General features: G+C 69.1%; 21 protein-coding genes and 4 pseudogenes. 16 read left to right on the top strand and 9 right to left on the bottom strand.

Annotated elements, in window-relative coordinates:
• The first annotated feature begins 59 nt into the window (after nucleotides 1–59).
• Nucleotides 60–545 carry a MarR family winged helix-turn-helix transcriptional regulator gene (locus tag ACIA8E_RS34780; RefSeq protein WP_399304281.1) on the top strand — a complete coding sequence of 162 codons (486 nt, stop codon included), beginning with the start codon at nucleotides 60–62 and terminating at the stop codon, nucleotides 543–545.
• A 391-nt stretch (nucleotides 546–936) separates the two neighbouring features.
• Here ACIA8E_RS34780 and ACIA8E_RS34775 read toward each other — a convergent pair whose 3' ends face one another.
• Nucleotides 937–1,587: an FMN-dependent NADH-azoreductase gene (locus ACIA8E_RS34775; RefSeq protein ID WP_399304279.1), complete on the bottom strand. Its 651-nt coding sequence runs from the start codon at nucleotides 1,585–1,587 to the stop codon at nucleotides 937–939.
• A 160-nt stretch (nucleotides 1,588–1,747) separates the two neighbouring features.
• Between ACIA8E_RS34775 and ACIA8E_RS34770 the strand changes: the two genes are divergently transcribed.
• Nucleotides 1,748–2,416, top strand: coding sequence for a nitroreductase (locus tag ACIA8E_RS34770; RefSeq protein ID WP_399304277.1), 669 nt, complete (start codon nucleotides 1,748–1,750; stop codon nucleotides 2,414–2,416).
• A gap of 101 nt (nucleotides 2,417–2,517) precedes the next feature.
• Here the strand turns inward: ACIA8E_RS34770 and ACIA8E_RS34765 are convergent, their stop codons facing one another.
• Together ACIA8E_RS34765 and ACIA8E_RS34760 are read right to left on the bottom strand one after the other, a co-directional pair.
• On the bottom strand, nucleotides 2,518–3,114 hold the full coding sequence (locus ACIA8E_RS34765; RefSeq protein ID WP_399304275.1) for a GNAT family N-acetyltransferase: 597 nt from the start codon (nucleotides 3,112–3,114) through the stop codon (nucleotides 2,518–2,520).
• Nucleotides 3,115–3,379: 265 nt separating this feature from the next.
• Nucleotides 3,380–4,504 carry a phosphatidylinositol-specific phospholipase C1-like protein gene (locus tag ACIA8E_RS34760; protein ID WP_399304273.1) on the bottom strand — a complete coding sequence of 375 codons (1,125 nt, stop codon included), beginning with the start codon at nucleotides 4,502–4,504 and terminating at the stop codon, nucleotides 3,380–3,382.
• A gap of 459 nt (nucleotides 4,505–4,963) precedes the next feature.
• Between ACIA8E_RS34760 and ACIA8E_RS34755 the strand changes: the two genes are divergently transcribed.
• The 3 genes and pseudogenes from ACIA8E_RS34755 to ACIA8E_RS34745 all read left to right on the top strand — a co-directional run.
• On the top strand, nucleotides 4,964–5,788 hold the full coding sequence (locus ACIA8E_RS34755; RefSeq protein WP_399304271.1) for an endonuclease/exonuclease/phosphatase family protein: 825 nt from the start codon (nucleotides 4,964–4,966) through the stop codon (nucleotides 5,786–5,788).
• A gap of 397 nt (nucleotides 5,789–6,185) precedes the next feature.
• Complete coding sequence (locus ACIA8E_RS34750) at nucleotides 6,186–6,941, top strand: nitronate monooxygenase (protein WP_399304269.1); 756 nt, start codon at nucleotides 6,186–6,188, stop codon at nucleotides 6,939–6,941.
• A pseudogene (locus tag ACIA8E_RS34745) lies at nucleotides 6,869–7,036 on the top strand (oxidoreductase); the annotation flags it as partial. The gene ACIA8E_RS34750 and the pseudogene ACIA8E_RS34745, both read left to right, overlap by 73 nt.
• Nucleotides 7,037–7,141: 105 nt before the next feature.
• Here the strand turns inward: ACIA8E_RS34745 and ACIA8E_RS34740 are convergent.
• Nucleotides 7,142–7,942: an IclR family transcriptional regulator gene (locus tag ACIA8E_RS34740; RefSeq protein WP_399304267.1), complete on the bottom strand. Its 801-nt coding sequence runs from the start codon at nucleotides 7,940–7,942 to the stop codon at nucleotides 7,142–7,144.
• Between the two features lie 144 nt (nucleotides 7,943–8,086).
• On the opposite strand from ACIA8E_RS34740, the pseudogene ACIA8E_RS34735 reads away from it, so the two are divergent.
• The 4 genes and pseudogenes from ACIA8E_RS34735 to ACIA8E_RS34720 form a co-directional block, all read left to right on the top strand.
• Nucleotides 8,087–8,215: pseudogene (locus ACIA8E_RS34735) on the top strand (5-dehydro-4-deoxyglucarate dehydratase); the annotation flags it as partial.
• Nucleotides 8,212–9,507 (top strand): glucarate dehydratase family protein, encoded by a 1,296-nt coding sequence (locus tag ACIA8E_RS34730; RefSeq protein ID WP_399304265.1) that lies wholly within the window; start codon nucleotides 8,212–8,214, stop codon nucleotides 9,505–9,507. The pseudogene ACIA8E_RS34735 and the gene ACIA8E_RS34730, both read left to right, overlap by 4 nt.
• Before the next feature lie 80 nt (nucleotides 9,508–9,587).
• Entirely contained in the window at nucleotides 9,588–11,018 is a 1,431-nt protein-coding gene (locus tag ACIA8E_RS34725; RefSeq protein ID WP_399304263.1) for an MFS transporter, read from the top strand.
• Between the two features lie 205 nt (nucleotides 11,019–11,223).
• On the top strand, nucleotides 11,224–11,697 hold the full coding sequence (locus ACIA8E_RS34720; RefSeq protein ID WP_399304261.1) for a carboxymuconolactone decarboxylase family protein: 474 nt from the start codon (nucleotides 11,224–11,226) through the stop codon (nucleotides 11,695–11,697).
• A gap of 323 nt (nucleotides 11,698–12,020) precedes the next feature.
• Here the strand turns inward: ACIA8E_RS34720 and ACIA8E_RS34715 are convergent, their stop codons facing one another.
• Complete coding sequence (locus ACIA8E_RS34715; RefSeq protein ID WP_399304259.1) at nucleotides 12,021–12,413, bottom strand: hypothetical protein; 393 nt, start codon at nucleotides 12,411–12,413, stop codon at nucleotides 12,021–12,023.
• Nucleotides 12,414–13,700: 1,287 nt separating this feature from the next.
• Here ACIA8E_RS34715 and ACIA8E_RS34710 point away from each other — a divergent pair.
• Nucleotides 13,701–14,684 carry a phosphotransferase family protein gene (locus ACIA8E_RS34710; protein ID WP_399304257.1) on the top strand — a complete coding sequence of 328 codons (984 nt, stop codon included), beginning with the start codon at nucleotides 13,701–13,703 and terminating at the stop codon, nucleotides 14,682–14,684.
• 1,362 nt (nucleotides 14,685–16,046) lie between these two features.
• Here the strand turns inward: ACIA8E_RS34710 and ACIA8E_RS34705 are convergent.
• Nucleotides 16,047–16,205, bottom strand: a complete 159-nt coding sequence (locus ACIA8E_RS34705; RefSeq protein ID WP_399304255.1) for a hypothetical protein — start codon at nucleotides 16,203–16,205, stop codon at nucleotides 16,047–16,049.
• A 31-nt stretch (nucleotides 16,206–16,236) separates the two neighbouring features.
• Here ACIA8E_RS34705 and ACIA8E_RS34700 point away from each other — a divergent pair.
• The 3 genes and pseudogenes from ACIA8E_RS34700 to ACIA8E_RS34690 form a co-directional block, all read left to right on the top strand.
• Nucleotides 16,237–16,551, top strand: a pseudogene (locus tag ACIA8E_RS34700) (hypothetical protein); the annotation flags it as partial.
• 13 nt (nucleotides 16,552–16,564) lie between these two features.
• Nucleotides 16,565–17,857 (top strand): methyltransferase domain-containing protein, encoded by a 1,293-nt coding sequence (locus ACIA8E_RS34695; RefSeq protein WP_399304253.1) that lies wholly within the window; start codon nucleotides 16,565–16,567, stop codon nucleotides 17,855–17,857.
• A gap of 212 nt (nucleotides 17,858–18,069) precedes the next feature.
• Nucleotides 18,070–18,213 (top strand): annotated as a pseudogene (locus tag ACIA8E_RS34690) (aminopeptidase); the annotation flags it as partial.
• A gap of 4 nt (nucleotides 18,214–18,217) precedes the next feature.
• Here the strand turns inward: ACIA8E_RS34690 and ACIA8E_RS34685 are convergent.
• Complete coding sequence (locus ACIA8E_RS34685) at nucleotides 18,218–20,932, bottom strand: molybdopterin-dependent oxidoreductase (RefSeq protein ID WP_399304251.1); 2,715 nt, start codon at nucleotides 20,930–20,932, stop codon at nucleotides 18,218–18,220.
• Complete coding sequence (locus tag ACIA8E_RS34680; protein WP_399304249.1) at nucleotides 20,929–21,750, bottom strand: FAD binding domain-containing protein; 822 nt, start codon at nucleotides 21,748–21,750, stop codon at nucleotides 20,929–20,931. Before ACIA8E_RS34680 ends, ACIA8E_RS34685 begins: the two co-directional genes overlap by 4 nt.
• A 231-nt stretch (nucleotides 21,751–21,981) precedes the next feature.
• On the opposite strand from ACIA8E_RS34680, the gene ACIA8E_RS34675 reads away from it, so the two are divergent.
• Nucleotides 21,982–23,607, top strand: coding sequence for a PucR family transcriptional regulator (locus ACIA8E_RS34675; protein WP_399304247.1), 1,626 nt, complete (start codon nucleotides 21,982–21,984; stop codon nucleotides 23,605–23,607).
• Here the strand turns inward: ACIA8E_RS34675 and ACIA8E_RS34670 are convergent.
• Nucleotides 23,546–23,962: a molybdopterin-binding protein gene (locus ACIA8E_RS34670; RefSeq protein ID WP_399304245.1), complete on the bottom strand. Its 417-nt coding sequence runs from the start codon at nucleotides 23,960–23,962 to the stop codon at nucleotides 23,546–23,548. The two genes, ACIA8E_RS34675 and ACIA8E_RS34670, sit on opposite strands and share 62 nt — an antisense overlap.
• Before the next feature lie 46 nt (nucleotides 23,963–24,008).
• Between ACIA8E_RS34670 and ACIA8E_RS34665 the strand changes: the two genes are divergently transcribed.
• Nucleotides 24,009–24,944 (top strand): LysR substrate-binding domain-containing protein, encoded by a 936-nt coding sequence (locus ACIA8E_RS34665; protein WP_399304243.1) that lies wholly within the window; start codon nucleotides 24,009–24,011, stop codon nucleotides 24,942–24,944.
• Nucleotides 24,945–25,080: 136 nt separating this feature from the next.
• Nucleotides 25,081–26,241 carry an NAD-dependent formate dehydrogenase gene (locus ACIA8E_RS34660; RefSeq protein ID WP_399304241.1) on the top strand — a complete coding sequence of 387 codons (1,161 nt, stop codon included), beginning with the start codon at nucleotides 25,081–25,083 and terminating at the stop codon, nucleotides 26,239–26,241.
• Nucleotides 26,242–26,358 lie beyond the last annotated feature (117 nt).

Raw genomic sequence — 26,358 nt, 5'->3', positions numbered from 1 at the left:
AGAGCATTTAGTTTCATATGAGACCGTATCGAACGAATAGATGGCTGTAATGTGGCCTCATGACCGCCGACGTTCCTCGCAGAACCACCGCCTCGCGTGTGACCGACCGCCCCGGGGATGCCTCGCCTTTCGCTCTCGGCCTGCTTCTGCGCCGGGCGCACTGGCACGCGGCAGCGGTGATGGAGGAGGCGCTTCGGCCGCTCGGCATCGAGTTGCGGCATTTTGCTGTGCTGATCGTGCTGGTCGACCGCGGGCCTACGGTGCAGCGGGACCTGGTGGCGGCGACGGGGTCGGACAAGGCGGGAATCATGCGGGTCGTGGACGACCTGGAGCGTAGGGGGCTGGCTGTGCGCAAGACCGTTCCGGGGGACCGGCGGGTGCGGGCAGTGGAGATCACGCCTCAGGGCCTCGAGCTTTTCGATGCAGCTCATGTGGCGGCGGTGCCGCTGGCTGAGCGCCTGGTCACCGAACTGCGACCCGGCGAGCCCGAGCAGCTGACGGATCTGCTGACCCGGTTCGCCTATCCCGCAGGCGGCAAGGCGTAACGGCGTCCGCGCACCGGTTGCCTAGCGCGTGGGCGCGCTTCGTCTCATGCGCCTCTCGCGGCGAAACCGGCACTGAGCTGCGGCCATCGCTGCTGCGCGCCGGACCTGGCAAGCGGGGGCGGTCTGGGCTTCGTCGCCGACGGGGACCGAACTGTCCGCGCGGCTACCGTGCGGCATTCCTGGCCGACGGGGTGCTCGTCACCCTCGAACGCATCGCAGTCGTCTCGGTGTGCGGGCCGCCGGCAGGCCGAACGCCCCGGCCGTCCCGAGCGCAGGGCCACCGGCCTCCAGTGGCAGAGCGCACAAATGTCACCGGCGGAGAGGGAGCAGGCGACGAGGACGCCGTGTGACGTCCTGGGTAGGCGTCGCACGGCGTCCATGGCCCGGGGGGTTACGCCGCGAGGCGCTCCGCCAGTTCCTTGGCCTTGGTGGTCGCGTCCTCGAAGGCGCGCTTGCGGGAGGCCTCGTAGAGGGGTATCAGTTCCGACATGGCCGGGTTGCGGGGGGCCATGGTGAGTTCGGGGACGATGAAGTCGAGGTCCAGGCCGAGGGTGCCCTTGAGTACGGCCTCCAGGTAGTTCTGTACGAACTCATAGCCCTCGCGCGGGGTGCCCGGCGCGTAGGAGCCGCCGCGGCTGGCGACGACGGTGACCGGGGTGCCCTGGGCGGAGGGGGCCTCGCCCGCGGTGCGGCCGAGCAGGATCACGTTGTCCAGCCACGCCTTGAGAGTCGACGGGATCGAGTAGTTGTACATGGGGGCGCCGATCAGGACGACATCTGCCTGCTCCAGCTCTTCAATGAGCTTCACGCGCGCGGCGAACGCGGTGGACTGCCCCGGCGTGTGCTCGGACGGGTCGGCGAGACCGGCGGTGTGGGCGTCGGCGGTGATGTGCGGGACGGGGCTGGCGCCGACGTCGCGGTAGATCACCGTGCCTTCCGGATGCTGCTCCTCCCAGGCCTTGCGGAAGGCGTCCGCGACCGAACGGGACGAGGATGCCTCGCCGGGGAACACGGACGAGTCGATGTGCAGCAGCGTGGCCATGGACTTTCTCCAAAGAGCAGTGCCCGAGGCGGGAGCCAGGGGGCTGAGGATTCGTACGCGACGACAGTCAAACACAAGATAGTATTGAATGATACTGTCATGAGTAATACGATAGTGAGTGTAACGAAGCTGGTCACGTCGAGCAGGGAGATGCGCGTTCATGGACGTCTATGAGGCGGTCACGAGTCGACGGGCAGTGCGCGGATTCACCGACCGGCCTATCCCGAAGGAGGTGCTGGAGCGCGTGCTGTCCGCCGCGGCTTGGGCGCCGTCCGCATCGAACCTCCAGCCGTGGCGCGCCTACGTGCTGACCGGCGCGCCGCTGGCCGAACTCAAGAAACACGCCGGCGAGCGTATAGCCGCAGGTGACCCCTGGGACGAGCCGGAGTACGAGCAGTACCCGCCCGCACTGAAGTCCCCGTACCGCGAACGCCGATCCGCTTTCGGTGAGCAGCGCTACGGCGCACTCGGTATTCCGCGCGAGGACGTGGAGGCGCGCCAGAGGGCCGCTTCCGCGAACTGGGACTGTTTCGGCGCGCCCGCCGCCCTGTTCTGCTACATCGACCGCCACCTGGGCCCGGCCCAATGGTCCGACGTCGGCATGTATCTGCAGACTGTCATGCTGCTGCTCCGCGCCGAAGGGCTGCACAGTTGCACGCAGATGGCATGGGCGAAGTATCGCAAGACGGTCGCGGAGGTCCTGTCACCCCCGGACGAGCTCATCCTCTTCTGCGGCATGTCGATCGGATTCGAGGACGTCACGGTGGGTTACACCCGTACGGGGCGGGCGCCGCTCGACGAGACAGTCACGTTCGTCGATGGTCACTGACACCGCCTCCCCGCGCGTTCGGCGGGGAAGCGGTGTCAGGTGTGACACCCGGGCCGCGCGTCCGAACTGCCTGATGCTGCAAGCGGGTCCGTCCTGTGGATCTACGTCTGATCGAATGTCCAGACGAGCACCACTTGCTCCTCTTCAGGTACGCCTCCGGCGTGTCTGTACGTCGCCAGTGCCGCCGCGTTGTCCCGGTCCGTGATCACCCACATGCCGTAGCAGTCGCGTTCGCGTGCCAAGTCCGCAAGTGCCGACACCAGAGTCCGGCCGACGCCCTGCCCACGGAACGGCTCGTCCACACCCAGCTCGTACAGGAACATCTCGGTCCCCTTGTCCGGATGCATCATCTCGACACCGGTGACCATGCCTGCCGGGACGTTGTCCACGTAGGCGATCAGCAGGTGGTGACGCTCGTCCGCCAGAAATCTCTCAGTCGCTCCCTGCTGAGGGGAGTCATCGAACAGGTGCCCAACTGTCTTGACGGCCTCGACCTGAGTGATGCGACGGATCTCCACGCCGCAATACTGGCAGGTTCCGCCCTTGAGAGCTCCGGTTCTTCTCTGCCATGTGGTGTTGCGGTCGACGAAGCGCAGGCTGGTAGCACCCGACACCAGGGCCGTCCGGCGAGAGGCGCCGCCCGGCGGCTTCACCAGCACGACGTCAACGTCGAGATCGGTGAGCCGCCGGGTCCACATCTTGCTGAAGGTCGCCGGGTCGTGCCCTTGCGGGTCACGCAGTACACGAAGAGTGGCTCCACTCGCCACTCGATGTACCGCCCCCCGATTAGGAGCACGACTTCCGGCAGAGCCGGCAAGCCTGCCCCGCAGTCCGCCTGAACCATTCGGGATCGGGCTCTGCAAAGGCTTGGGGCAGCTCAGGCGCTCGACCTCTTCCAATGCCCCTGGCTACCCGCCGCACCCGGCGACAACCCACCCCCGGGCAGCCCCAAGGCGTAGTCCGTCAGTCTTCGACGGTGTGGCAGGACCTCGGTGCATCGACGGGGTTGCACCTGGCGGGGCCGCCGCCGGGGAGCTGTGCGACATAGTCGCTGCCGTAGCGGGCGGCGAGCCCGGGCACCGGGAAGTCGGTGCTGATGATCTGCGCGCCGCTGGCCAGCGCGGCCTCGAGCTGCTTGGTGTCACCGGTCCTGGCCGCACCGAACGGAACGTCGCTGCGTGTCCGGACGAAGTATCCCTTGCGCACCCAGTCCTGGATCTTCGCGGTGTTCGCGCCGGTTGGGTCGTTCTCCTCGAGGAATGCGGCGTCAGCGCGGCCAGGGGCGGAGTCGGTGAACAGCACACGGCCTTCGAGATTCGGCCGGCCGCTGAGGTACGGCGCCTGCAGCTTGGCGTCCTTGTTGTCCATCAGGAACACGAACTTGCCGCGCGCCTGTGCCAGGCTCGGCCAGCCGTGGCGCAGTACGGACTCCTCGAGCGTCAGGCCCCGGTGGCGAATCGTGTCCGGTGTGATGAGTTCGTCGTCGTCGAACACCGAGCGGATCTCGGTGTCGAGCCGGTCGAACTGCATCGCATCCCAAGGCGGGCTCTTCGGGCCTCCGAGCTGCTCCATCTTCGGGTCCGTCGCCTTGAGCTCGAGCAGGATCGGGATCGGCACATGGTTCGGATTCGCGTCCGACCAGGTCTTCACCTGTCGCAGGCACTTCACCAGCGTCGAGCACGTCGTGTTGTAGTCGTGGTCGGCCCAGTGCATGACCTTGAGGCCGGGTCCCGCGAGGTCGGTGTCGTCGAGCGGAGGGAGCCCGGCCTTCTGGCGGATCAGCGGGTTGGTGTAGAGCCCACCCCGGTCGCTGTCGGGCATCACGTCGAGTTCGAGCTGGCGCACCGGCTGCTGGTCGAGCTGCACCGGCAGCGACGCGTGCGAGTACCACAGATTGTCGGGATCGGATTCGCCCTGAATCTTCTTCTCGGCGAAGGACAGTTCGCGGTGGTAGCTGTTGTGCGTGCCCAGCGTTTGGATCTGGTTCATCCGGACCGGGGCGTGGTCGCTGGCGTCCGCGCCCGAAGTGAGCGTGCCAAGGCCGAGGACAACTGCCGTGCTGATGAGTGCAAGTTGACGTATACGCATGCCCCACACCCTCGCCGGTGGTCATGGTCATCAAACGAAGACCGACCAACCTGACAGGGAATGCCTCCCCAACAACACCGTGACTCCGAGGGCGTGTTGTGACCGGCGCCGGCGTGCACGTACGGGCGCCGTCAGCAGACACGGGGTCTTTCCCGGGGCGGCCCGCGCAACCGTGACCGCTCCATGCGGACTCGCCCGCACGAGCGACATTCCCAGCACTGCAGAGTCGGGAATGTCGCGCGGAGGCAGCCTGCAGTCATCGGCCGGTGGCGCCATGGCCGGGTGGGCGCAGCCCAGCCGGACGGCGCGGGCGTACCGTCAGGCCTCGGCCGGGCTCGGTGCGCGTCTGACTCCCGACATCGGGAGCGGAGCGACTCTTCACCCCCCGGCCACGAACCCGCCAAGGGGCCGGATCATGATCGTGATTGTCTTTGATACCTGTCGCAGGAGGACCACACCATGTTGCGCCGTACCTTGTCCGCACTTGCCGTCGTCTCCGTGCTCGCCACCACGGGGATCGCCCAGGCCTCGGCCGCCGAAGGCACCGGTGCCCGTGTGCTGGATGTGATGACGTTCAACATCCACCACGCGCAGGGCACCGATGATGAACTCGACCTCCAGCGGATCGCCGACGTCGTCAAGGCAAGCGGCGCCGACGTGGTCGGGCTGCAGGAGGTCGACAACCACTATTCCGGGCGCAGCGATTGGGCCGACCAGCCCGCCGAGCTGGCCGCCATGCTGGGATACCACGTGGTGTTCGGCGCCAACATCGACAACGACCCGCCGACTGCCGATGGGCACCGGATCCAGTACGGCACCGCGATCCTCTCCCGGTACCCGATCACCGAGTGGGACAACACCTGGCTGTTCAAGTCGCCCGGGCAGGAGCAGCGCGGGCTGCTGCACGCCACGCTCGATGTCCGTGGGAAGGCCGTGCACTTCTATTGCACCCACCTTGCCGCCAGTTCGCAGACCGACCGTCTCCACCAGGCCCCGCAGCTCGTCGACCTGATAGGTGACACCGATCCGTCGATCCTCGTGGGCGACTTCAATGCGGTCCCGTCCGCGCCCGAGTCCCAGCCGTTGCAGACCAGCTACACCGACGCGTGGACAAAGGCCGGTCACGGGGACGGGATGACCTTTCCCGCCGAGGGCCCGACCGAGCGGATCGACGACATCTACACCACCGGCGAGGTCAAGCCGGTGATGACCCGCGTCCTGCACGCCGACCCCACGGCTTCGGACCACCTCCCGGTGATCAGCCGGGTGGTCGTCGCCCCCTGACGAGGCTTCCAGTCGAGTTCGAGGCGGCCCCGGGCTTCACGGGAGTGCGGGGTCGCTTCGAGCATGCATGGCACGTCGGCCGGGCCGGGGCGGGTCGTGGCGCGCGGGTATCGGCATCGCACCACTTGCAGCTGGCCGGCTCGGGAGACTTGCGGGCTCTTCCATCCCGTGCAGTGCGCGGGTGGTGGGCCCGGTGTGCCGGGCTCGCCTGCACCCGGCACACTGCGTCGCCCTGCTGCAGGCCGCCGGGTTCACACAGGTGACCGACCGGAGCGGGCGGCTGCGGTATGTGCCGCTGGGCGGGCAGCCTCCCGGGCACGGCAATCCATGACCATGCGGAGGGCGCCGCCCGAGCGAAACCTGATGGCCAGGCCGGCCGAGGCCGCCGGGAGGCGCTTTGCTGCCGATCGTTGCCGGAGGCGGGAGGCCGTGGGGAGTTGGGTTTCTGAGCTGGGCGGCCGGTGTCAGCGCGGTCGAGCAGGCACTGGACTGCGGCCCGGGGGCTGTGATGGTCTCCTTCGGAGATCCGGGCCCGTTCGTTGAGCGAATCCGCGCGTCCGGTGCGGCGGTGACCGTTCAGGTCACTGATCTGGAGGAGGCCCAGCGGGCGGTGGATCTGGGGGCCGATGTCGTCGTGGCGCAGGGCAGCGAGGGCGGCGGCCACGGGGCCCGGCGCGGTAGGGCCACGTTGCCGTTCGTACCGGTCGTGGTGGACTTGGCGGCACCGGTGCCGGTGCCGGCGGCCGGTGGGACCGCCGACGGTCGTGGCGTGGCGGCCGCCTTGGCTCCGGGGGTCGCCGGGGCGCTCATCGGCACCCGATTCCAGGCCACGGCCGAGGCGCTGGTCGATCCCTCGATCGCCGAGGCGATCGTCCGCGGGCGCGGGGAGGATACGGAACGCAGCGGCGTCGTTGACATCGCCCGGGGGGCCCGATGGCAGACGACGAAGTACACGGCTCGCTCCCTCGGTCGTCCCTACCTCGACCGCTGGCGGGGCCGGGGGGCGGAACTTGCCGCGGATGCCCAGGCTCGCCGTGCCTACCAGGTCGATGTGCCACGAGGTGATGTGCCACCACTGCCGTGCCCTACGGTTTCTCCAGCACGGCCGCACAGGTCGCGCAGGGCATCGACCTCACCGGCCGCCGTGCGCTGATCACCGGCGCATCCTCCGGTCTCGGCCCGGAGACGGCTCGCACCCTGGCTGGTACGGGGGCGGCCATCACCCTGGCCGTCCGCGACGTGGCGGCCCGCCCGGCTTGCTGCCGCTCCTGGTCGCCGTCGTCGTCGCCGAGGATCTCTTCCAAGCCGCTTGACTCGATATGGCAACCTCGGGGGGCGCTCCCCGAGGCGATGTCAGCGCCAGTGCGGGGCGCCCGCACCGCCTGGCGTCGTCGCCTCGATCTTTGTGCGGATTTCGCGCATGACCCTGATGATCTGGGACTCATGGGCGGGGGTGAGGCGGGCCACGGGGACCGAGCAGCTGATGGCGTCCTGGGCGGGGGCGTCGTAACGGAGGGCGAAGCCGAAACCGATGATGCCGAGGACGCCCTCCTCGCGGTCGATTGCGTAGCCGCGGGTGCGGGTTGCACCGAGGTCGGCCGCCAGGGCGTCGCGGTCCGTGTGGGTGTTGGGGGTGGCCGGGGTGTACGGGCCCTCGGGGAGCGAGGAGTCCGGGCGTTCGGCCAGGAGTGCCTTGCCCAGCGCGCCCGCGTGGGCCGGGAGGCGGCGTCCGACCCGGCTGATCGTGCGCAGGTACTCGTGTGATTCGCGTGTTGCCAGGTACGCCACGTCTCCGGCGTCCAGGCGGCCCATGTGGATCGTCTCGCCGAGTGCCTCCGACGCCTCGTCGAGGTACGGGCGTACGGCCCGGACGCAGGGGTCGGAGTCCAGGTAGCTCGTGCCCGTGAGCAGGGCGTGGATCCCGATGCCGTAGAGGGACCCTGTCATGTCCGTGCGGACCCAGCCCCGGCCTATGAGGGTTTGGAGCAGGGCGTACATCGAGCTGCGGGGGACCTGGAGTTCGGCCGCGAGTTCCTGGAGCCGGGCGGGGCGATCGCCGCGCTCCGCCAGTACTTCCAGCAGCTCGACCGTGCGCGCGGCGGACTTCACCTCGCGCACTCCACGCTCCTCGTCCGTGTTCATGGGGTCCGGCATGTGCTGATCGTAGGCGAGGGCCGCCGAACCATTGACGGCCCCTGTTTGCGTATCTAACCTTCATCTTCATACGTAGATAGCGTCTACATACGGAGATGGACAGGAATGAGCACGGACAGGGAGACGGAGGCCGTCGTCGGGCAACGTCCTGTCGGGCCCGTACGCGCCCCGCTCACCGATCCCTCGGCGGCCGACCTCGCCGAGCTGGAGCGCCTGCTCACCGTCGGCCTCGACCTCGCATCCGCACTCACTCCCGTAGGAGCCGCCCTGTGACTCGCGATCTGACCATCACCGAGGTTCGGCTGACCCCGATCCTCGTCGCCGACCCGCCACTGCTCAACACCCAGGGCGTGCACCAGCCGTACACGCCGCGACTGATCGTGGAGGTCGTCACGGCAGGTGGAGTGACGGGAGTGGGGGAGACGTACGGCGACAGCAAGTATCTGGAGCTCGCCCGGCCCTTCGCCGACAAGCTCGTCGGGCGCCAAGTATCCGATCTCAATGCACTGTTCGTCGTGGCCGACGAGGTCGCCGTCGATCGGGGACGGATCGAGAACCAGGTCGACGTGGGTGGGCTGCGGGGAGTGCAGACCGCCGACAAGTTGCGGTTGTCCGTGGTGTCCGGCTTCGAGGTCGCCTGTCTTGACGCGCTCGGCAAGGCGCTCGGGCTGCCCGTGCACGCGCTGCTCGGCGGCAAACTGCGGGACTCCGTGGAGTACAGCGCCTATCTCTTCTACAAGTGGGCCGACCACCCGGCGGGTGTCGCCTGCGAGAAGGACGACTGGGGGGCCGCCGTCGATCCGGCCGGCGTCGTCGAGCAGGCGCGGAAGTTCACCGAGCGGTACGGGTTCACCTCGTTCAAGCTCAAGGGCGGTGTCTTCGCACCGGAGGAGGAGATCGCCGCCGTACGGGCACTCGCCGAGGCCTTTCCCGGGCATCCGCTGCGGCTCGACCCCAATGGGGCCTGGTCCGTGGAGACTTCGCTGAAGGTTGCTCGGGAACTGGGCGACGTACTCGAATATCTGGAGGACCCGGCACTCGGTACGCCGGCCATGGCCGAGGTCGCCGCAAAGACGGACGTGCCGCTCGCCACCAACATGTGCGTGACCACCTTCGCCGAGATCCAGGAGGCCTTCACCCAAGGGGCCGTACAGGTCGTGCTGTCCGACCACCACTACTGGGGCGGGCTGCGCAACACGCGTGAACTGGCCGCCGTGTGCCGGACGTTCGGGGTCGGGGTGTCGATGCACTCCAACACCCACCTGGGAATCAGCCTTGCCGCGATGACCCATGTCGCGTCGACCGTGCCGAATCTCCACCACGCCTGCGACTCCCATTACCCCTGGCAGTCGGAGGACGTGCTCACCGAACGCCTCACCTTCGAAGACGGGTCGGTCAAGGTGTCCGACGCGCCCGGGCTCGGCGTCGAACTCGATCGCGACAAGCTGGCGTTCCTGCATCAGCGGTGGCTCGATGACGACGGCTGCCTCCGGGACCGTGACGACGCGGCTGCGATGCGGATCGCCGACCCGGAGTGGGTCACGCCGACCGTCCCTCGCTGGTAACTGCATGCGCGGGACCGGACGTTCGCGCGACCCGGTCCCGCTCACCCCTCTCCCCGCCCTGCCCACGATCGGAGCCGCTCGTGTCCGCAGTACCACCAGCACAAGTCCCCGTCATTGAGCACCCGCCCGCCGTCCAGTCCGCCATCCGTAAGATCTTCCGGCGCGTCGTCCCTCTCTTCTTCGTGATGTTCGTCGCGAACTACATGGACCGCGTGAACCTCGGCTTCGCCCAGGACCAACTCCGCGCGGACGTCGGGTTGTCCGCCGCAGCGTTCGGGCTCGGCGCCGGGATCTTCTTCATCGCGTACGCCATTTTCGAAGTGCCCTCCAACATGATGATGGAGCGCTTCGGGGCGAAGATCTGGCTCACCCGGATCATGATCACCTGGGGCGTCGTGGCCACCGCGATGGCCTTCGTGTCGAGCGCGGAAATGTTCTACGCGCTGCGGTTCCTGCTCGGCGTCGCGGAGGCCGGGTTCTTCCCGGCCGTCATCTACTACTTCTCACGCTGGCTGCCGGACTCCCATCGAGGGCGGGCCACGTCCATCTTCCTGATGGGCTCGGGCACGGCGACCGTCATCGTCGGGCCGATCTCCGGCGCGCTGCTCGAAATGCACGGCCTGTGGGGGCACTCCGGCTGGCAGTGGATGTTCTTCATCGAGGGAGTCTTCTCGGTGGTGCTGGGATTTGTCGTCTACCGGTTCCTCGACTCCGGTATCGAGCACGCCACTTGGCTGACTGACGAGGAGAAGCGCGGGCTCGTCGCCGTCATCGACGCCGAGCAGGAGGAGCGGGCCGGGGAGCGTGCGACCGCGCAGGTGTCCCGGTGGAAGCTGCTCGCCGACCCGCAGATGCTGCTGTTCCTGTGGATCTACTTCGCGATCAACGTCGCCCTGTACGCGGTGACGTTCTGGCTGCCGTCGATCGTGGACGACATCGGCGGGCTGAGCGAGTTCCAGGTCGGGTTGCTGACGGCGGTGCCATGGCTGTGTGCGATCGCCGCCGTGTACGTGAGCGGGCGGATCTCGGACCGTATCGGCAAGCGGCGTCCGATCCTGGTGACGCTGCTGGTCATCGGTGGCTGCGGCACCCTGCTCGCCGTGTTCGTGTCGCCGTGGGTCGGGCTCGGCGCCCTGTGCATCGCCGCCGTCGGTTTCAAGCCGGCCTCGCCGATCTTCTGGACGATTCCCCAGAGCTACCTCGACGCACGGGCCGCGGCGCCCGGCATCGCGCTCATCAACTCCATCGGCAACCTCGGCGGCTTCGTCGCGCCCACGGCCTTCGGACTGATCGAGGACGCGACGGGTTCGACCAAGGGCGGCCTGGCGGGCCTGACGGTCGTCGGTTTCCTGGCCGCGTTGAGCGTTCTGCTGGTGCGAGGTGGCGGGCGCAATGACCGGATTCGTACGAAGCCCGTGACGGCCCCCGTGGCCACAGCACCGGAGGCCACCCCGGGCACGGCGCAGGGCGTGGACTCCGGACCAGTGGGAACGGCTCCGGCCGGGGCCTGACCCGGCGGTGTAGCGAACATGACGACGGCGTCGGCCCGCCTCGGGCCCAGGACCTGCGCTGCGGCGGTCCGGCCACTACGCCGTCCTGGATGGTCCCTGCCGGGGTGCGACAGGGGAGACGCAGGTCACATGGGTCCATGTCACAACTTGCTGGGGCTGTTCCGTCCAAGAGGTGTAGCCACCAACAACGACACAGGAGTGCACCATGGAAGCTCGGTTGAACCTCTACGCCAGCCCGGTCGCAACCAAGTTCGGGAAGCACATCGTCGCTGCGGGCAAGGCGCTGGCGGACTCGACGCTGCCGGCCGCGACACAGGAACTGGTGAAGCTCCGCGCCAGCCAGATCAATGGCTGCGGCTTCTGCACCGACATGCACACCAAGGACGCCGCCCACGCAGGCGAGACCTCGACGCGCCTCAACCTGGTCGCGGCCTGGCGCGAGGCCACAGTGTTCACCGACGCCGAGCGCGCCGCCCTGGAGCTGGCGGAGCAGGGCACCCGCATCGCCGACGCGGCCGGCGGCGTCACGGACGAGGCCTGGGCGAATGCCGCCAAGTACTACGACGAGGAACAGCTCGCCGCCCTGGTGTGCACCATCGCCCTCATCAACGCCTTCAACCGCGGGAACGTCATCGTCCAGCAGCCGGCCGGAGGCTACCAGCCCGGCCAGTTCGCATAACCAGGAGTGCCTGGCTGGGACCGCCGGTGCCCGGCACCTGTATCAGCACACGCCCCCGGGCGCCCTTCACCGGGGCCCCGGGGCGTTGCCCGGGTACCGCCCGGCAGTCAGACCGACCCAGCGAGTCGGCCCGGCCAAGACGTTCGTTTCCAGGCCACGCATTGGACGTTGCTCGGCGTCGACACCCACTGCCGGTCATGGAGACTCCACCGCCCGCGCCGACACACTCCCACTGGCGTTCCTAGCCGCCGTAACCCGGTCGGCATACCGTTACGGCGCCGGCGACCAGCCGGGTCCCGCTCCCTCTGCCAGGGGCGAGTGGGCTATGGCTGATCTCTCGTCAAAACGTATGTACTGCGGGAGTCGGGGTCGCCGAAGAAGAAGTAGAGTTCCAGCTGTTCCCTGTTGTCGCGCCGCAACTCGAAAGTCCACGTGTAGGCCTCAGGCGCCGGGGCGCGTTCGGCCGGCCCGTCGAGCGGCTCAGTCGGATCCGGCGCGCGAATGGCCGATGCCGTGCGCGAGGCGAGAGCCACTCGAACATGCTGACCGTCGTTCCATCCCATGCGTTCGTCGGTCAACTCCCACGTCCCCGTGCCCGACAGCCGCCACCTGTCGTCGAAGTCGAACTCCTGCCCGTCCAAGAGGTGGATGAGGGCCTTTCCATCAGACCGGAGAGTGACCTCGATGCAGAGCCACGAACCTGCAATGAGAGCCACGAACCTGCAATGTCCGCACGCTTCGCGTCACGCAGCGCGGATACCTCGTCGTACATGTGTGGATTGCATCCCACCAATGCGAGCAGGCAGACGACAGGACTCACGGCCCGGCGCCTTCCCAGGACAGGTGACTTGGTCTTCACGATCCGGCCCCCGTCGTGGCATGACGAATGAATGCGGTTCGACCAGTGGTCGAGCACGTGCTCGATATCCTGTCAGCATTAATGAACATGTTCAACTTCTTCGTCAGGCTGTTCGCGTGAGCGCGTGCGGCTGGCCGTCCGCGCGAAGGTTGTGCGGTGCTCCGAGCTGCAACCGGGCTGGATCGGACGGGAGTTCAGGGGGAGTTGCGACAGCTGACGGAGAGCGTGTCCAGTCGCGGTCGGAGTCGGCGAGCTACGGGTCGGCGCCCAACTCGTCCCGCCTCGCCCCTAAGGCGCTGTATTTCGCGCCTTCCTGCGCCGCACTGCCTCGCCGGTATGGGATGTTGCTGGTCGAAACAAGGTTGAACGTGTTCAAATTCGATGAGAACATCGTGCTCAACTGCTCTGGGGGCGACGATGAAGCACAAACCGATGCGTCGGCGAGCGACGACTGTGGGGAGGTCGGCTGGACTCCTCCCAACGTCTCTGCTGTGGGCGACCGCGATTGCTGTCAGTCCTTGGCTGCCAGGGGCCGTGGGCGTCCTGGATCTTACAGGCGTAACCGTCATCCTGAGCATGCTGATCTGTGGTTTTGTGCCTTCCTTGTTGTTGGGGGCGCTTCTCGGGCGTGCTCGTGCCTGCTGGCTGCTGGCAACGTGTGGCGCTGTGGGGCCGTGCCTTTGGATTCTCGACTTCACGGTCATGAGCGATCCCGATGTCCATTCATCTGACGCGGTGGCAGTCGCCTCGATGGGAGCTTTGGCTCTGGTGCTCATCGTCGCCCCCCTCATGGGGGGTGCTGTGGCAGGTCGGAGTTGCGGGCGCGCCAAAGCGCCTCGGTGAGGTGAGGTGAGCAACGACCCTGCGGCGGGCTTGCCTTGACATTGAGTCATTCGCTGAGTCGGCGAAAGCAGATGAGGGTTGCGGCTATACCGACGAAGGCGAGGACGTTGCTCTTCCTTACGTTCGTAGCGGCGGTGGAGTCGGCGGCAGCCGGCCAGTCAGGAGACTGTTCGCTCGACGACCCATCGGCGGCTGGGTCCTGATCGGTCAACACACGTCGTGGGGGCGCGAGTAGTTGTCAACAGTTGTGGGTGGGAGGCCCACGGGGTGAGTCCGCTGGGTGGTCGATAGCCTGCTTCTCATGGGTAAGGGTGAGGGTGCAGAGCGTGTCGGTGGAGATGTCGATGGCCGTGGTTGGGCCGCGACGCGTGCCTGGGTCGAGAAGGGACTGCTCGAGTCGGAGCGCATCGAAGATGTCACGCGGTTGCGTGGTGGGTGGACATCGGAGATGCGGCGTCTGGACATCTACCGGCCGGGTGGCCGGCGGTCTGTGGTGCTGCGGTCCTTCGTCAAGCCGTTCTTCGTGCGGCACGCGGAGGGTCTCCTGACGCGGGAGGCGCGTATTCTGCGTCAGCTCGGCGACACGGATGTTCCCGCCGCCACGCTCATCGACGTGGACGCGGCGGCGGAGTACTGCGACTACCCGTCCTTGCTCATGTCCCTACTGCCCGGGACCGTTCGTCTGACCGACCAGGAATCCGATCGGCGCGTCGATCTGCTGGCTCGCCAGCTGTTGCTTATCCACCAGGTGCAGGTGACTGCCGGGGCCCAGCCGCGCACCTATCAGGCGTGGACAGGGCCCGAGCGGGTAAGTCCGCCGGGAGCCACCGAGCGGTCCGAGCTGTGGCAGCGGGCCGTGGACGTCATTCGACGTGACCCGCCCGAGTACGTGCCCTGTTTCCTGCACCGGGACTTCCACCCCGGCAACGTCCTCTTCGAAGGCACTGACGGCGACCTGCGGATCAGCGGCGTCGTCGACTGGGTGGAGACCTCTTGGGGTCCGGCCGACCTGGACGTGGCCCACTGCTCGACCGCCCTGGCTCTGCTGCACGGCGTGCCTGTGGGCATGAGCCTCGCCGACCGATATGCCGCAGCGGGAGGGGCCTTGACCGAAGATCAGGCCGCGCATCTCTACTGGCGGTTGTTGGACGCCCTCGCCTTTGCTCCGGACGCTGAGAAAGTTGCCGTCCCCTGGCGTGAACTGGGCCGTACTGATCTGACCCCTACCGTGCTGACGAATAGGTTGGAGGACTACATCCAGGCCCTCTTCGACAGGTACGCGTAATCCAGCTCGGCACCGGCTGGCTGGAACCGCAGGTCAGTGGGCGCATCTTGTGGAGCTTGGCGAACATGATGTCCTGCGGAGCCGTCTTTGCCGGGAGCCGTGCGGACTTGGGCATGGAACGATCACGTTGGCGGTCCTGTGGATCCAGCACCCTTGTTCGCGGGTGGTCGAAGGGCGTCCGTCGAAGCGGAACAAGCTCAAGCTCAGAAGATCCTCAAGACTTTCTCCTTGGATGCTACGAGCACCGGACGGCATGGCATGGTCATCTCACGCGAGAACCCGAGCGCGTATCTGCAGACGATTGCAGCCAGCCAATCAACGAGGGAGACGCACGTGTTCGGAGCAATGCCCCTGGGCGCCGGGATCGCCGCTGCTGTCACGATCGCCGCTGTCGTCGGTCTAGCCATCATGGCGATCCGCTGGTTCAAAGCACAGCAGCGGTAGGCCGCGGTTCGCCTCCCGGCCGTGATCGAACGTACAAGGCACGTGTCGGCGGCGCCGCGCGTGCCGGATCCGTGCCGGATCGAGCAGTCATTCACGGTCAATTGGGGCGCGAGGCGGTGCAGGCACGCGCCGGCAGGCTTGGCGCTGTCCTGCATCTGTTGACCGGCCAAGACCGTCCTGTGGCCGACACCAGGCTTGCAAGGCGGCAATCCTGCGGTCATCGAGAGATCGGGCTGAGATGAGATGTGGCTCAGACCGAGATCATCACCACCCCTGTCTGCCCGCAGCCGTCGGCAGCTCCAGACCAGAGCCGCTTCGCCGACCTACGGCTACGGCCTGCGTCGCACTCGGCGCCGCTCACCTGCGCCCAGGGCTCTCCCTCCTCATCCCGGGCCGTCCCTGGGACGTGCGAAATGAACCGACGTCGCCGGACAAAGACAACCGTCGACCACTGCCCCGCAGCAGGAGAATGATCGGCGGTTGCGTTGCAGGTCAGAAGAGCGGCGTGACTGGTTCGGCTACTGACCGAGCCTTGACTTCACATATTCATCTGGTGGAGGGCGCAATCGCCTGTCAGGATCACGCTGTGCACGACTCTTCGACTGCCACGAGATTGAGCAGAGCCCTCGACTGGGCAGGGCTGATCCCGTCCGCCCTCCTTCTTGCGGGTGGCATCAGGGACTACCGCGACGGTGGGTCCGTGGGCTGGCCAATCGGCGGAGCGCTCCTGGTTCTGGTCAGCCTCTGGGTGATCTATCGCGGGAGTCCTCGCCGGAGCGGCAGGACCCCCGAGTTGCCGTAGACGTACAGCGCAGTCGTACCGCACGCCCACCAATGGCAGCGGTGATCGCCCTGAGTCCGAGGCAGCGGCTCCGGGAACACCGTTCCGTCCCGGAGCCGCTGTCCGGTGCCGGGTTGTCAGTCCGACTGGACGTCCTCGGCAAGCCGTTCTTCGAGCGCGGTGGTATCGAGGATCTCGACGCCGATGCCCGCGAGTTCGGACAGGGCCGAGTCCGTCACCTGCGAGACCGCGTCTTTCACCAGCGCAACCCGGAAGTCGCGCTCCGACGCCTGCACGATGCTCGCCCGCGGGCAGTTGGGCAGGTTGCACCCGGCGACCGGACCGCTGCTGCACGACGTCCTCGCGGCCGCAGGACCCGGATTCGACCCCGCCCGCCGCAAGGACCGCCTGCGCTTCCTGATCGCGGTGTCCGGCAGGGACGGCCACCACGCGCTGCTGTCCTGGGGGGAGATCGACCCCGACTTCGGCCGCGCACCTGTACTGCTCGCGGTCACCATCGACGGCACCCCGCTCGACCGCGACGGCCCCCAGCTCGTCCTGCCCCAGGACCGCTGCGGAGCACGGCACATCAGCAGGATCGACGCGATCCGCGTGGACGGTGGCTACCCCGCGTGGACGTGACGGGAGGAACCGAGTGAACCCGACTCCCACCGCGGACGTCCTGGTCGTCGAACACGCGCCGCAGGAAGGCCCGTACGTCATCGGTACGGCGCTGGAGGCAGCCGGGCTGCCGGTGCGGACGTGCCGGACCTGGGCGGGGGATCCGGTGCCCGACTCGCTCGGCGACGCCGCCGCCCTGGTGGTGATGGGCGGGCCCGCGTCGGCGTGCGAGGTTCCCGGCCGTACGGCGGAGCTGGCCCTGCTGCGGGCGGCGCTGGAAGCGGAGGTTCCCGTGCTCGGCGTCTGCCTCGGTGCCCAGTTTCTCGCGGAGGCGGCGGGTGGCAGGGCTCGCCCCGGTTCGGGACCGCAGATCGGCTGGGGTGACGTACGAGTTGCCCCGGCCGCGCATACCGATCCGCTGTTCGCCGATGTCCCCGGACGCCTGCGCGTCCTGCACTGGCACGGCGACACCATGGACCTGCCCACTGGGGCGACGCTCCTCGCCTCCTGCGACCGGTACCCGGTTCAGGCGTTCCGGATCGGCGGCTCGGCGTGGGGCCTGCAGTTCCATCTGGAGGTCGACAAGGCGGCCGTGGACGCCTTCGCCGCGGCCTTCCCCGATGAAGCCGCCACCGCCCCGGACCTCGTCGCGTCCGCCCCCGGGCACCTGGCGGCTCTCGCCCCGCACCGCGACGCCTTCTTCGAACACTTCGCGGCACTGGTCACAGCCCGTGCGGCGCGCAGCGCGACCCGGACGTTCTTCACGCCGAGGGCGGCGACGTGGGAGGAGCGCTTCGCCGCCGACGGCCCCCGGTACGCGGCGGCCGTCGCCCGGATGGGGCTCCGCCCGGGCCGACGGACCCTGGACGTCGGCTGCGGCAGCGGGCGCGCGCTGCCGGCACTGCGTGCGGAAGTCGGCGCCGAGGGCCTGGTCCTCGGTGTGGAACTCACCCCGGCGATGCTCACCGCCACGGCCAAGGAGGGCCGCGCGGACCTCGCCGGGCTGCTGATGGCAGACGCCTGCCGACTGCCCCTGGCCGCCGGGGCGGTGGACGGCATCTTCAGCGCCGGCTTGATCAACCACATGTCCGACCCGGCGGCGGCGCTGCGCGAGTGGGCCAGGGTGACCGCCCTGGGAGGAGTGCTCCTGCTCTTCCACCCCTCCGGCCGCGCCGAGCGGGCTGCCCGCCACGGCCGCCCGCTCGACCCGGACGACCCGCTGGCCGAGGAGAACCTACGGCCCGCGCTGAACGCCGCCGGATGGTCCCTGGACTGCTACGAGGTCGCCTCCCGCCACTTTCTGGCCCGCGCCGTGCGCGTCCGCTGACGTGTGGGCGGAACATTCCTGAGCATGAGCCGAGAGGAAGACCGCATGCCGCACGCGATGGGCGACATGGACCACAGCCGGGTCGGCGCCGGTTGCAGCCGCGGCCGCCGCACCGACCCGCGGATCGCCGCCCTGGTGCACGCCGCCCTCGGCGACGCTCGCACGGTGGTCGACGTCGGCGCGGGAGCTGGGTGCGAACGCGCCGACGGTGCTCGTACGTTGCTCCTGCCAACGACACCCTGGGGCGGCGCACCGACAAGGCCGGGCGCCGCTGCCACTGGATCCTGGAGATCCATCTCGTCGACCGCGCACGGGAGTTCGGCGGCTTGTACGAGGAGTTGCTCACCCCGGGTTGATCCGTCAACCGGCTCTGTGGAGGGCGAGCCAGACGCGGTCGCGGGTCAGGGGGAGGTCGGTGAAGCGGATGCCGGTCGCGTCCCGTAGGGCGTTGGCGAAGGCGGGGGCGACCGGGTTGAAGGGGCTCTCGCTCATCGACTTGGCGCCCAGGGGGCCGATCGCGTCCGCCGTTTCCATGAAGTGGACCTCGGTGCGCGGGATGTCCGCGTACTGGGGGAGCCGGTAGCGGCGGAAGGCGGCCGTGTCCACCGCGCCGTGTTCGTCGATGCGGACGTTCTCGAAGAGGGTCGCGCCGAGCGCTTGGGCGACGCCGCCCTCGACCTGGCCTCGGCATTGCATCGGGTTCATGACCTTGCCCGCGTCGGCCGCGTGCACGCTGCGCAGGATGCGGATCTCGCCGGTTCCGGGGTCGACGGCCACCCGGAACCATTGTGCGTTGAAGGCGACCGAGCGTGGGGTGCCGCCGAAGTGGCCGTCGGCGGCGAACTCGACCCCGACGGCGCGCCCGGCCGCGTGCAGTTCCTTCAAGGGGAGACGTCCGCCCGGGTGCAGCACGGCCTCCTCTGTCAGTTGGCAGTCGGCGCGCGGCACGCGCAGGTGGGCAGCGGCAAAGTCCAGGAGCAGGTCGGCCAGGGTGCGGGAGGCCCGCAGGGTGGCCTTGCCCGCGACCACCACGCCAGTGGAGGCGAAGGCTCCGGTGTCGTGGCGTATGACGTCCGTGTCGGACTGACGGACGGTGATCCGCTCGACGGTGGTGGCGAGTTCCCCCGCCGCGATCTGCCGGTGCACAGTGGTCGTACCGTTGCCGAACTCCGCGGTGCCGACAGCGAGGTCGAAGCTGCCGTCCGGCAGCAGGGCCGCGCGGGCGTCGGCGATGTGGCCGCCGGGCGGGCCGGTCGCGATCATCGCAAGTGCGGCGCCCTCGCCGACCAGCCAGCCGTCGGGGACGGGTCCGGTGACCGGTTCGGTCCGGGCACGTCGGACGATGCCGAGGCACTGGTCGAGGCCGTAGCTGGCGATGTGGAGGTCTTCTTCTTCGCCGCCGGGGGACAGCATGGGCTCGCCCGGGCCGATGATGTTCTTCGCTTTGAACTCCAGTGGTTCCAGACCGAGTCGGCGGGCGAGTTCGTCGAGCGCGGACTCGACGGCGAACATCACCTGGCCCAGGCCGTAGCCGCGGAAGGCACCGGCCGGGACGGTGTGGGTATAGACGGAGTAGGCGTCGACCTTCTTGTGCGGAGCGCGGTAGACGGCCGTCGACTCGCCGATGCTGTGGAACATCACTGCCGGGCCGTGGTTGCCGTACGCACCCGTGTTGGACACGACGCGCAGTTGCAGGGCGGTCAGTGTGCCGTCGCGGCGGGCACCGATCTTCACGCCGATGGTGAAGGGGTGCCGGGTGGTGGCGCCGTAGAACTGCTCGGCGCGGGTGTACTCCAGCTTCACCGGGCGGCGCAGTCGCAGGACGGCCAGAGCCACTACGTCCTCGACGAGCATCTCCTGCTTGCCGCCGAAGCCGCCGCCGACTCGGCCCGCGACGACCCGGACTTTGTCGTGGGGCAGGTCGTAGAGGGCGCACAGGGCGCGGCGGGTCAGGAACGGGGTCTGCGTGCTGGAGCGGACGACCAGCCGCTCGTCCTCGTCGAACCAGGCCACGGCACCGTGCGTCTCCAGGCTGGCGTGCTGGACGCGCTGGGTGCGGAAGGTCTCCTCGTACACGGCGTCGGCCTCGGAGAAACCTGCCTCGACGTCGCCGATCTCGCCGTGCGCCTCGCCGACGACGTTGGCGAGCGGCCGGGAGATGCGGGCCGTCGCCGCGTCCTTGTCGTGGACGACAGGCGCGCCCGGCCGCATCGCCTCCTGGGGGTCGAGGACGGCGGGCAGTACCTCGTACGTCACCTCGATCCGCCGGCAGCCCTCCTCGGCGGCGGCCTCGCTGTCCGCCACGACGGCGGCGACGCGCTGACCTACGTAGCGGACAGTGTCGTCCAGGACGCGGGTGTCGGCCGGGTCCTCCTCGGGATGTTCGTGGCGTGCGGTGGAGAAGTGCCGTTCGGGGGCGTCGTGGTGGGTGAACACGGCGTGGACGCCGGGGACGCGCAGGGCGGCGGAGGTGTCGACGTCGACGATGCGGGCGTGGGCGTGCGGGGAGCGCAGTAGCTTCATGTGCAGCAGGCCGGGGACGTCGAGGTCGAAGGTATAGCGGGCGGTTCCGGTCACGACCTGGGGGCCGGCGGGGGCGGGCAGGTTGCGGCCGACGCTCTCACCGGCCTCGGGCGACTCGACGTGGCACACCCCGCGTACCGCGTCCTCGATGGCCCGGTAACCCGTGCAGCGGCACAGACTGCCCTTGAACGCCCGGGGCAGATCGGCCAGTTGATCCTCGTCCAGAGCTGCCGTCGTCATCAGGAACCCGGCCGTGCAGAAGCCGCACTGGAAGCCCTGTGCATCCAGGAACTTCCGCTGTACAGAATGGAGTTCGCCACCGGGGGAGGCTAGACCCTCAACCGTGGAGACACGGCGGCCGTTGGCGCGGAAGGCCGGGTAGAGGCAGCTGTGCACGGGCTCGCCGTCCACATGGACCGTACAGGCGCCACAGTCGCCGGCGTCGCACCCCTTCTTCACGCCGAACCAGCCTCGCTCGCGCAGATAGGTGCGCAGACACTGGCCCGGGCGCGGCTCCTCCGCGTGCGCACGGCCGTTGACATCGATTCTCACCGCGTCACCTCTTCGAGCTCTTGGCGGATCTCCTCCGCGAACCGGAACGTCATGTGCCGCCGCCACTCCGGCAGCCCGTGGATGTCGTCGAACCACTCGCCGTCGGTGACGGCCGCCTCGATGGTCGCGTGCAGGGACTGGGGCGTCGGGGGCAGCGGGAACCACAGCCGTACCGGACGGACCGTGGCGGCGGTGACGGTGACGGTCAGCGAGCAGTCGGCCGGGTCCAGCGTGCCGATGACCAGCACTCCGGACCGTCCCAGCCCGTACAGCGACGCCTGTCGGAACGCCGTGCGGCAGCCCAGCGCGCGGGCGGGCAGGGTGACGGATCGCAGCAGCTCGCCCTCGGCGAGGTCCTTGCGCCCGGCGCCGGTGACGAATTCGGCGACGTGCACCCGGCGCCGTACGCCGTCCTGGGCCAGCAGAAGGCACTCCCCGTCGAGCGCTGCCGTGAGGGAGATCATCGGGCCGGCCGGGAGGGCGTTGCAGAGATTGCCGCCGACCGTGGCCATGTTCCAGATCTTGAAGGAGGCCAGAAACGCCCGGCAGCACTGCTCGAACAACGGGGCCGCCTCTGCCGCGAGTCCCTTCGCGAAGCGGGACAACTGGGCGACCGTGCAGGTCGCAGCGATCTCGAGCGAGCCGTCCGGCAGCAGCTCCACCGGTGTCCAGCCGGTCAGGCTCAGGTCCACCAGACGCCGCAGGTGCGGCTGCTGCTCGGAGAAGAGATACGTACCACCGCCCAGCCAGGCGTCGCCCGGCCGCCAGGGCGCGGGCAATCGGGCGTCCCGTATGTCCACCACCGTGTTCAGGTCCATGACCATCAGTGAAGCAACGAGATCAGGGCCCGCACGACTGGTTCACCACACGGAAACGCCGACGTTTCCCGCATGCATTCTGGAGGATCAACCAAGAGCCATTCCGCTCGCATCACCTGGCACTTACGATGCAATGACTCGCAGGCACCTGGTGAATGTGAGATGCCGATGTCAGACTCCTGGACGCCCTTGAGGGGCGTATCCGGCAGCCGTTACGAGGAGCCGGAGCACATGCACGTCGAACACCTGCTGGAGGACGAGAGCCTCGGCCTGCGCCTGTTGTGGGTTGAGGACACGCTGCTGCGGCGGGAGATCACCGGGGTGACCGTCACCGACCTGGAGGACCCCGCCCGTTTCGTACGGTCGGGCGAGGTCGTGCTCAGCGGACTGGTGTGGTGGGCGGCGGAGGGCGGTCAGGACAAGGCCGAACGCTTCGTCTCCGCGCTCCGGGACGCGGACGCCGCCGTCCTGCTGGCCGGGGAGGAGACACATGGCTGCGTCCCAGATGAACTGATCGAGGCGTGCATGCGGCATGGCATCCCCGTGGCGGCCGTCCCGCCACGCGTGATGTTCCGCGCCGTAACCGACACGGTCTACCTTCAGCGGTGGGGCGAACTGAGCCGCCACCACGCGCTGCCGGAGTACGTACGCGGCCGACTCAACCGCCTCCTCGCCCAGAACGCCGGCCCGGACACGATCCTCACGACCGCCTTCGCTCACCTCCGACGCCCGGCCGAGGCCCACGTCCTCACCCCCGCCGGCCGTACGGTCGCGGCCACGGAGGGCGCGCCCGTCCTGACCGCGCCCGAAGCGGCGTCGCTACTACGGGCAGACGCCGACGGCGCGACGGTCCCCGTCGACGCGGACGCCGCCTCCTCGTACGGGCGCTGGTACCTGTACCTGCCCGATCCCGAGGTCGCACCGCCGCGCCTGCTGCACGAGGTGGCCGCGATTCTGGGCCGCTGCCAGAAGCTGATCGCCCACCGCCGGGCCGCCGCTCAGCAGGCGGCGGACGAACTCGGTGTACTGCTCATCGGAGCCGGGACCGGTACCGGTCCCGACGGCGAGGCCGAGAACGCCGCCGTGGCAGCTGCGTTGCGGAGCTGCGGGCTCCCGGCCGAGGGCCCGTACCGAGTGATCACCGCGGACGCCGGTGTGCGGCAGCCGGGACCGGCGGAAGGAGCTCTCGCGGAGGCGGTGGCCCTTGCAGGGGCCGGCGCCGCAGCCCTGGGGCGACTTCCGGACGGCACCGCGTTCGCGGTCCTCTCCGAGTCCGACGTTCCACAGGATGCCGTGCCGGTCACGCTCTCCGAGGCATGGGCGCTCGTCGCCGCGTGCGATCCGGCTGTACCGCTGCACAGTGGGACGGGATCACCGGCTGCGGGCCCCCAGCAACTTGCCGGGGCGCTGGCGCAGGCCCGTTACGCCCTCGACTCGGCCCGCAGCACTGCCCCGGACGCCTCACTCCTCACCGATGCCACGACCCTCACCAGCCTCGGCGCCCTCCTGACCGGCGTCCCGGCCGAGGTCCGCGCCGCCTTCAGCCGAACCGTCCTCGGCCCGCTTCTCGACACCGGGAACGCGTCCGCAGCCCTGATGCTTGAGACCCTGCGGGCCTTCCTCGCCTGCGACGGATCGTGGGCGCGCACGGCCGAGGCCCTGCATCTGCACGTCAACACCGTCCACTACCGCGTCCAGCGCATCGAGCACTTCACCGGCCGGAACCTGTCCAGCCTCGCCGACCGCCTCGACCTGTGGACCGCTCTGCTGTGCCGGGGTACCCCGACCCCGCCGACTACGGACTCGCCCGCCGCCGGCGATCGACGTGCACGCTCGTCGACTTCACTCGCGCGGTGACCGTGACGCCGACCGCGAGGTCCAGTTCCTCGACCGCCTCGCGGGTCACGAGCGACACCACCCGGTGGGGCCCGGCCTGGATCTCGACCCGGGCCACGACATCGTCCACCGCCAGGGCGGTGACGATGCCCGTGAACGCGTTGCGCACAGAGGTGGGCGGCGCGTCGCCGGGGTCACCGTGCACATCGCCGGGAGCACGCTCCTTCGCGAACCGGGCCAGCCCCACCCCGTCGATCACCCGGTTCCCCGAGCCGTCACGCCCCATCGGCAGCCGACCACCGTCCGCCCACCGGCGCACGGTCTCCGGACTCACCCCCAGCAGGCGCGCGGCCTGCCCAATGCTGTACATCGGCACACCGAAACCCTAGGCCCTGCCCCGCAGTCTCCCTCGGAGGTCGTGCATGCTGCTGCGTCAGCTGGAATACCTGGTCGCTCTCGCCCGCGAGCGCCACTTCGTCCGCGCGGCGGCCGCCTGCTATGTCTCCCAGCCGTCGCTGTCCGCCGCGATCCGCCGTCTCGAACACGAACTCGGCGTGCCGATCGTGCGCCGGGGGCGACGGTACGAGGGGCTGACGCCGGAAGGTGAGGTGGTGCTGGCGTGGGCGCACCGCCTCCTCGCCGAACGGGACGGGCTGCGGCAGGAGTTGTCGGCGTTGCGGGACGGCCTGTCCGGCACCCTGCGCCTCGGCGTGGTCCCGACCGCCCTGCCCACCGCCTCCCTCCTCACGAACCCCTTCTGCGAGCGTCACCCGCGGGCCAGGGTGAGCATCGAGTCGCTGTCCTCGGCCGAGATCACGCACGGGCTGGCCGAGTTCGAGCTGGACGCGGCGATGACGTACCTCGACGACGACACCCGGGGTGGCGGTCTGCGCCGGCAGCCCCTGTACGAGGAGCGGTACGTCCTGCTCACTCCCGTCGACGGCCCGCTCTCCACCGCGGCCACGGCCCGCTGGGCGCAGGCCGCCGCGCTGCCGCTGTGCCTGCTCGGCCCGCGTATGCGCAACCGTCGCATCATCGACGAGTGCTTCGCCGCCGACGGCGCCACCGCCGCGCCGGCGATCGAGTCGGACAGCGTCGCCGGGCTGTACGCGCACCTGCCCGGTGGCCGCTGGTCGAGCGTGATCTCGCACGCGTGGCTGCACATGTTCGGGGTGCCGGACGGCATGCGGGTGGTTCCGCTGGAGGGGCCCGCGCACGGACCACGGGTCGGGCTGGTCACCGGCCCCGACGACCCGCCCTCGGTTCTCGCCGCGGCCCTGCTGACGGTGGCCCGGGCGGCTGACGTACGACAGGCGCTGGACGAGCTCCTTCGCACCTACCTCGGCGGACACGGATGACGACGGGCGGGCGGCCGGTGGCCGACGGTGATAGCCGTCGGCTATACGGGCATAGCGAGGTTCGCTTTGACCAGGGCGTGCGACCCCGAGGATCGTGAACTCCACCTACTGGCAATGCAGTTGAGGAGCCGTGACCATGGCCAAGGTGCTCTGCGTCCTGTATGACGACCCCGCCGACGGATATCCGACCTCGTACGCCCGTGACGATCTCCCCGCCATCGACCACTACCCCAGCGGCCAGACCACTCCGACCCCCGAGGCGATCGACTTCACGCCCGGTCGTCTGCTCGGCAGTGTCTCCGGCGAACTCGGTCTGCGTGGCTTTCTGGAGAAGGCCGGGCACACCCTCGTCGTCACCTCCGACAAGGACGGCGCCGGTTCGGTCTTCGATCGGGAGCTGCCCGACGCCGATGTCGTGATCTCGCAGCCGTTCTGGCCCGCGTACCTGACTCCGGAACGCATCGCCGCCGCCAAGAACCTCAAGCTCGCGATCACCGCGGGGATCGGATCCGACCACGTCGACCTCGACGCGGCGATCGCGCACGGTGTGACGGTCGCCGAGGTGACGTACAGCAACAGCATCAGCGTCGCCGAGCACGTGGTGATGATGACGCTGTCGCTCGTACGGAACTACTTGCCCTCCCATCAGGTGGTCCTGGACGGCGGGTGGAACATCGCGGACTGCGTGGCCCGGTCGTACGACCTGGAGGGCATGCATGTCGGCACCGTCGCCGCCGGACGCATCGGGCTGGCCGTACTGCGCCGCCTCGCTCCCTTCGACGTCAAGCTGCACTACACCGACCGGTACCGGCTGCCCGAGGACGTCGAGCGGGAGCTGGGGCTGGTCTTCCACGAGAGCGCGGCGGACATGGTGCCCCACTGCGACGTCGTCACGGTCAATGCGCCGTTGCACCCCGAGACCGAGGGGCTGTTCGGCGACGAACTGTTGGCCACGATGAAGCGTGGCGCGTATCTGATCAACACGGCACGGGCGCGCATCGTCGACCGGGACGCCGTCGAACGTGCCCTGCGCAGCGGACAGTTGGCGGGTTACGCGGGCGACGTCTGGTACCCGCAGCCGGCCCCCGCCGACCACCCCTGGCGCACGATGCCGCACCACGGCATGACCCCGCACATCTCCGGGTCCTCGCTCTCCGCGCAGGCCCGGTACGCGGCCGGTACCCGAGAGATCCTGGAGTCCTGGTTTGCGGGCCGTCCGATCCGTGACGAGTACCAGATCGTCGATGGAGGAGCCCTGGCCGGAGCCGGCGCCCACTCCTACTCGGTGACTGGGTGACTGGGTGACTCGGTGAATTGGTGAAGTGGTTGGAGACTGCCGCCCGGCCCGCTCAGGCACGATCGATGCGCAGGCGCGTCGACTGCACCCGGGCGGTGGCCTCCATACCGACCTTCA

The sequence above is a fragment of the Streptomyces sp. NPDC051664 genome, from assembly GCF_044453545.1.
Taxonomy (GTDB): domain Bacteria; phylum Actinomycetota; class Actinomycetes; order Streptomycetales; family Streptomycetaceae; genus Streptomyces.
This window is presented reverse-complemented; position numbering and strand designations above follow the sequence as displayed.

Coding starts and splice junctions, on each gene's coding strand:
- ACIA8E_RS34660 (WP_399304241.1), top strand. CDS start 25,081: ATGGCCAAGGTGCTCTGCGTCCTGTATGACGACCCCGCCGACGGATAT.
- ACIA8E_RS34680 (WP_399304249.1), bottom strand. CDS start 21,750: ATGGACCTGAACACGGTGGTGGACATACGGGACGCCCGATTGCCCGCG.
- ACIA8E_RS34770 (WP_399304277.1), top strand. CDS start 1,748: ATGGACGTCTATGAGGCGGTCACGAGTCGACGGGCAGTGCGCGGATTC.
- ACIA8E_RS34720 (WP_399304261.1), top strand. CDS start 11,224: ATGGAAGCTCGGTTGAACCTCTACGCCAGCCCGGTCGCAACCAAGTTC.
- ACIA8E_RS34755 (WP_399304271.1), top strand. CDS start 4,964: ATGTTGCGCCGTACCTTGTCCGCACTTGCCGTCGTCTCCGTGCTCGCC.
- ACIA8E_RS34780 (WP_399304281.1), top strand. CDS start 60: ATGACCGCCGACGTTCCTCGCAGAACCACCGCCTCGCGTGTGACCGAC.
- ACIA8E_RS34760 (WP_399304273.1), bottom strand. CDS start 4,504: ATGCGTATACGTCAACTTGCACTCATCAGCACGGCAGTTGTCCTCGGC.
- ACIA8E_RS34740 (WP_399304267.1), bottom strand. CDS start 7,942: ATGCCGGACCCCATGAACACGGACGAGGAGCGTGGAGTGCGCGAGGTG.
- ACIA8E_RS34665 (WP_399304243.1), top strand. CDS start 24,009: ATGCTGCTGCGTCAGCTGGAATACCTGGTCGCTCTCGCCCGCGAGCGC.
- ACIA8E_RS34775 (WP_399304279.1), bottom strand. CDS start 1,587: ATGGCCACGCTGCTGCACATCGACTCGTCCGTGTTCCCCGGCGAGGCA.
- ACIA8E_RS34710 (WP_399304257.1), top strand. CDS start 13,701: ATGGGTAAGGGTGAGGGTGCAGAGCGTGTCGGTGGAGATGTCGATGGC.
- ACIA8E_RS34765 (WP_399304275.1), bottom strand. CDS start 3,114: ATGTGGACCCGGCGGCTCACCGATCTCGACGTTGACGTCGTGCTGGTG.
- ACIA8E_RS34675 (WP_399304247.1), top strand. CDS start 21,982: ATGCACGTCGAACACCTGCTGGAGGACGAGAGCCTCGGCCTGCGCCTG.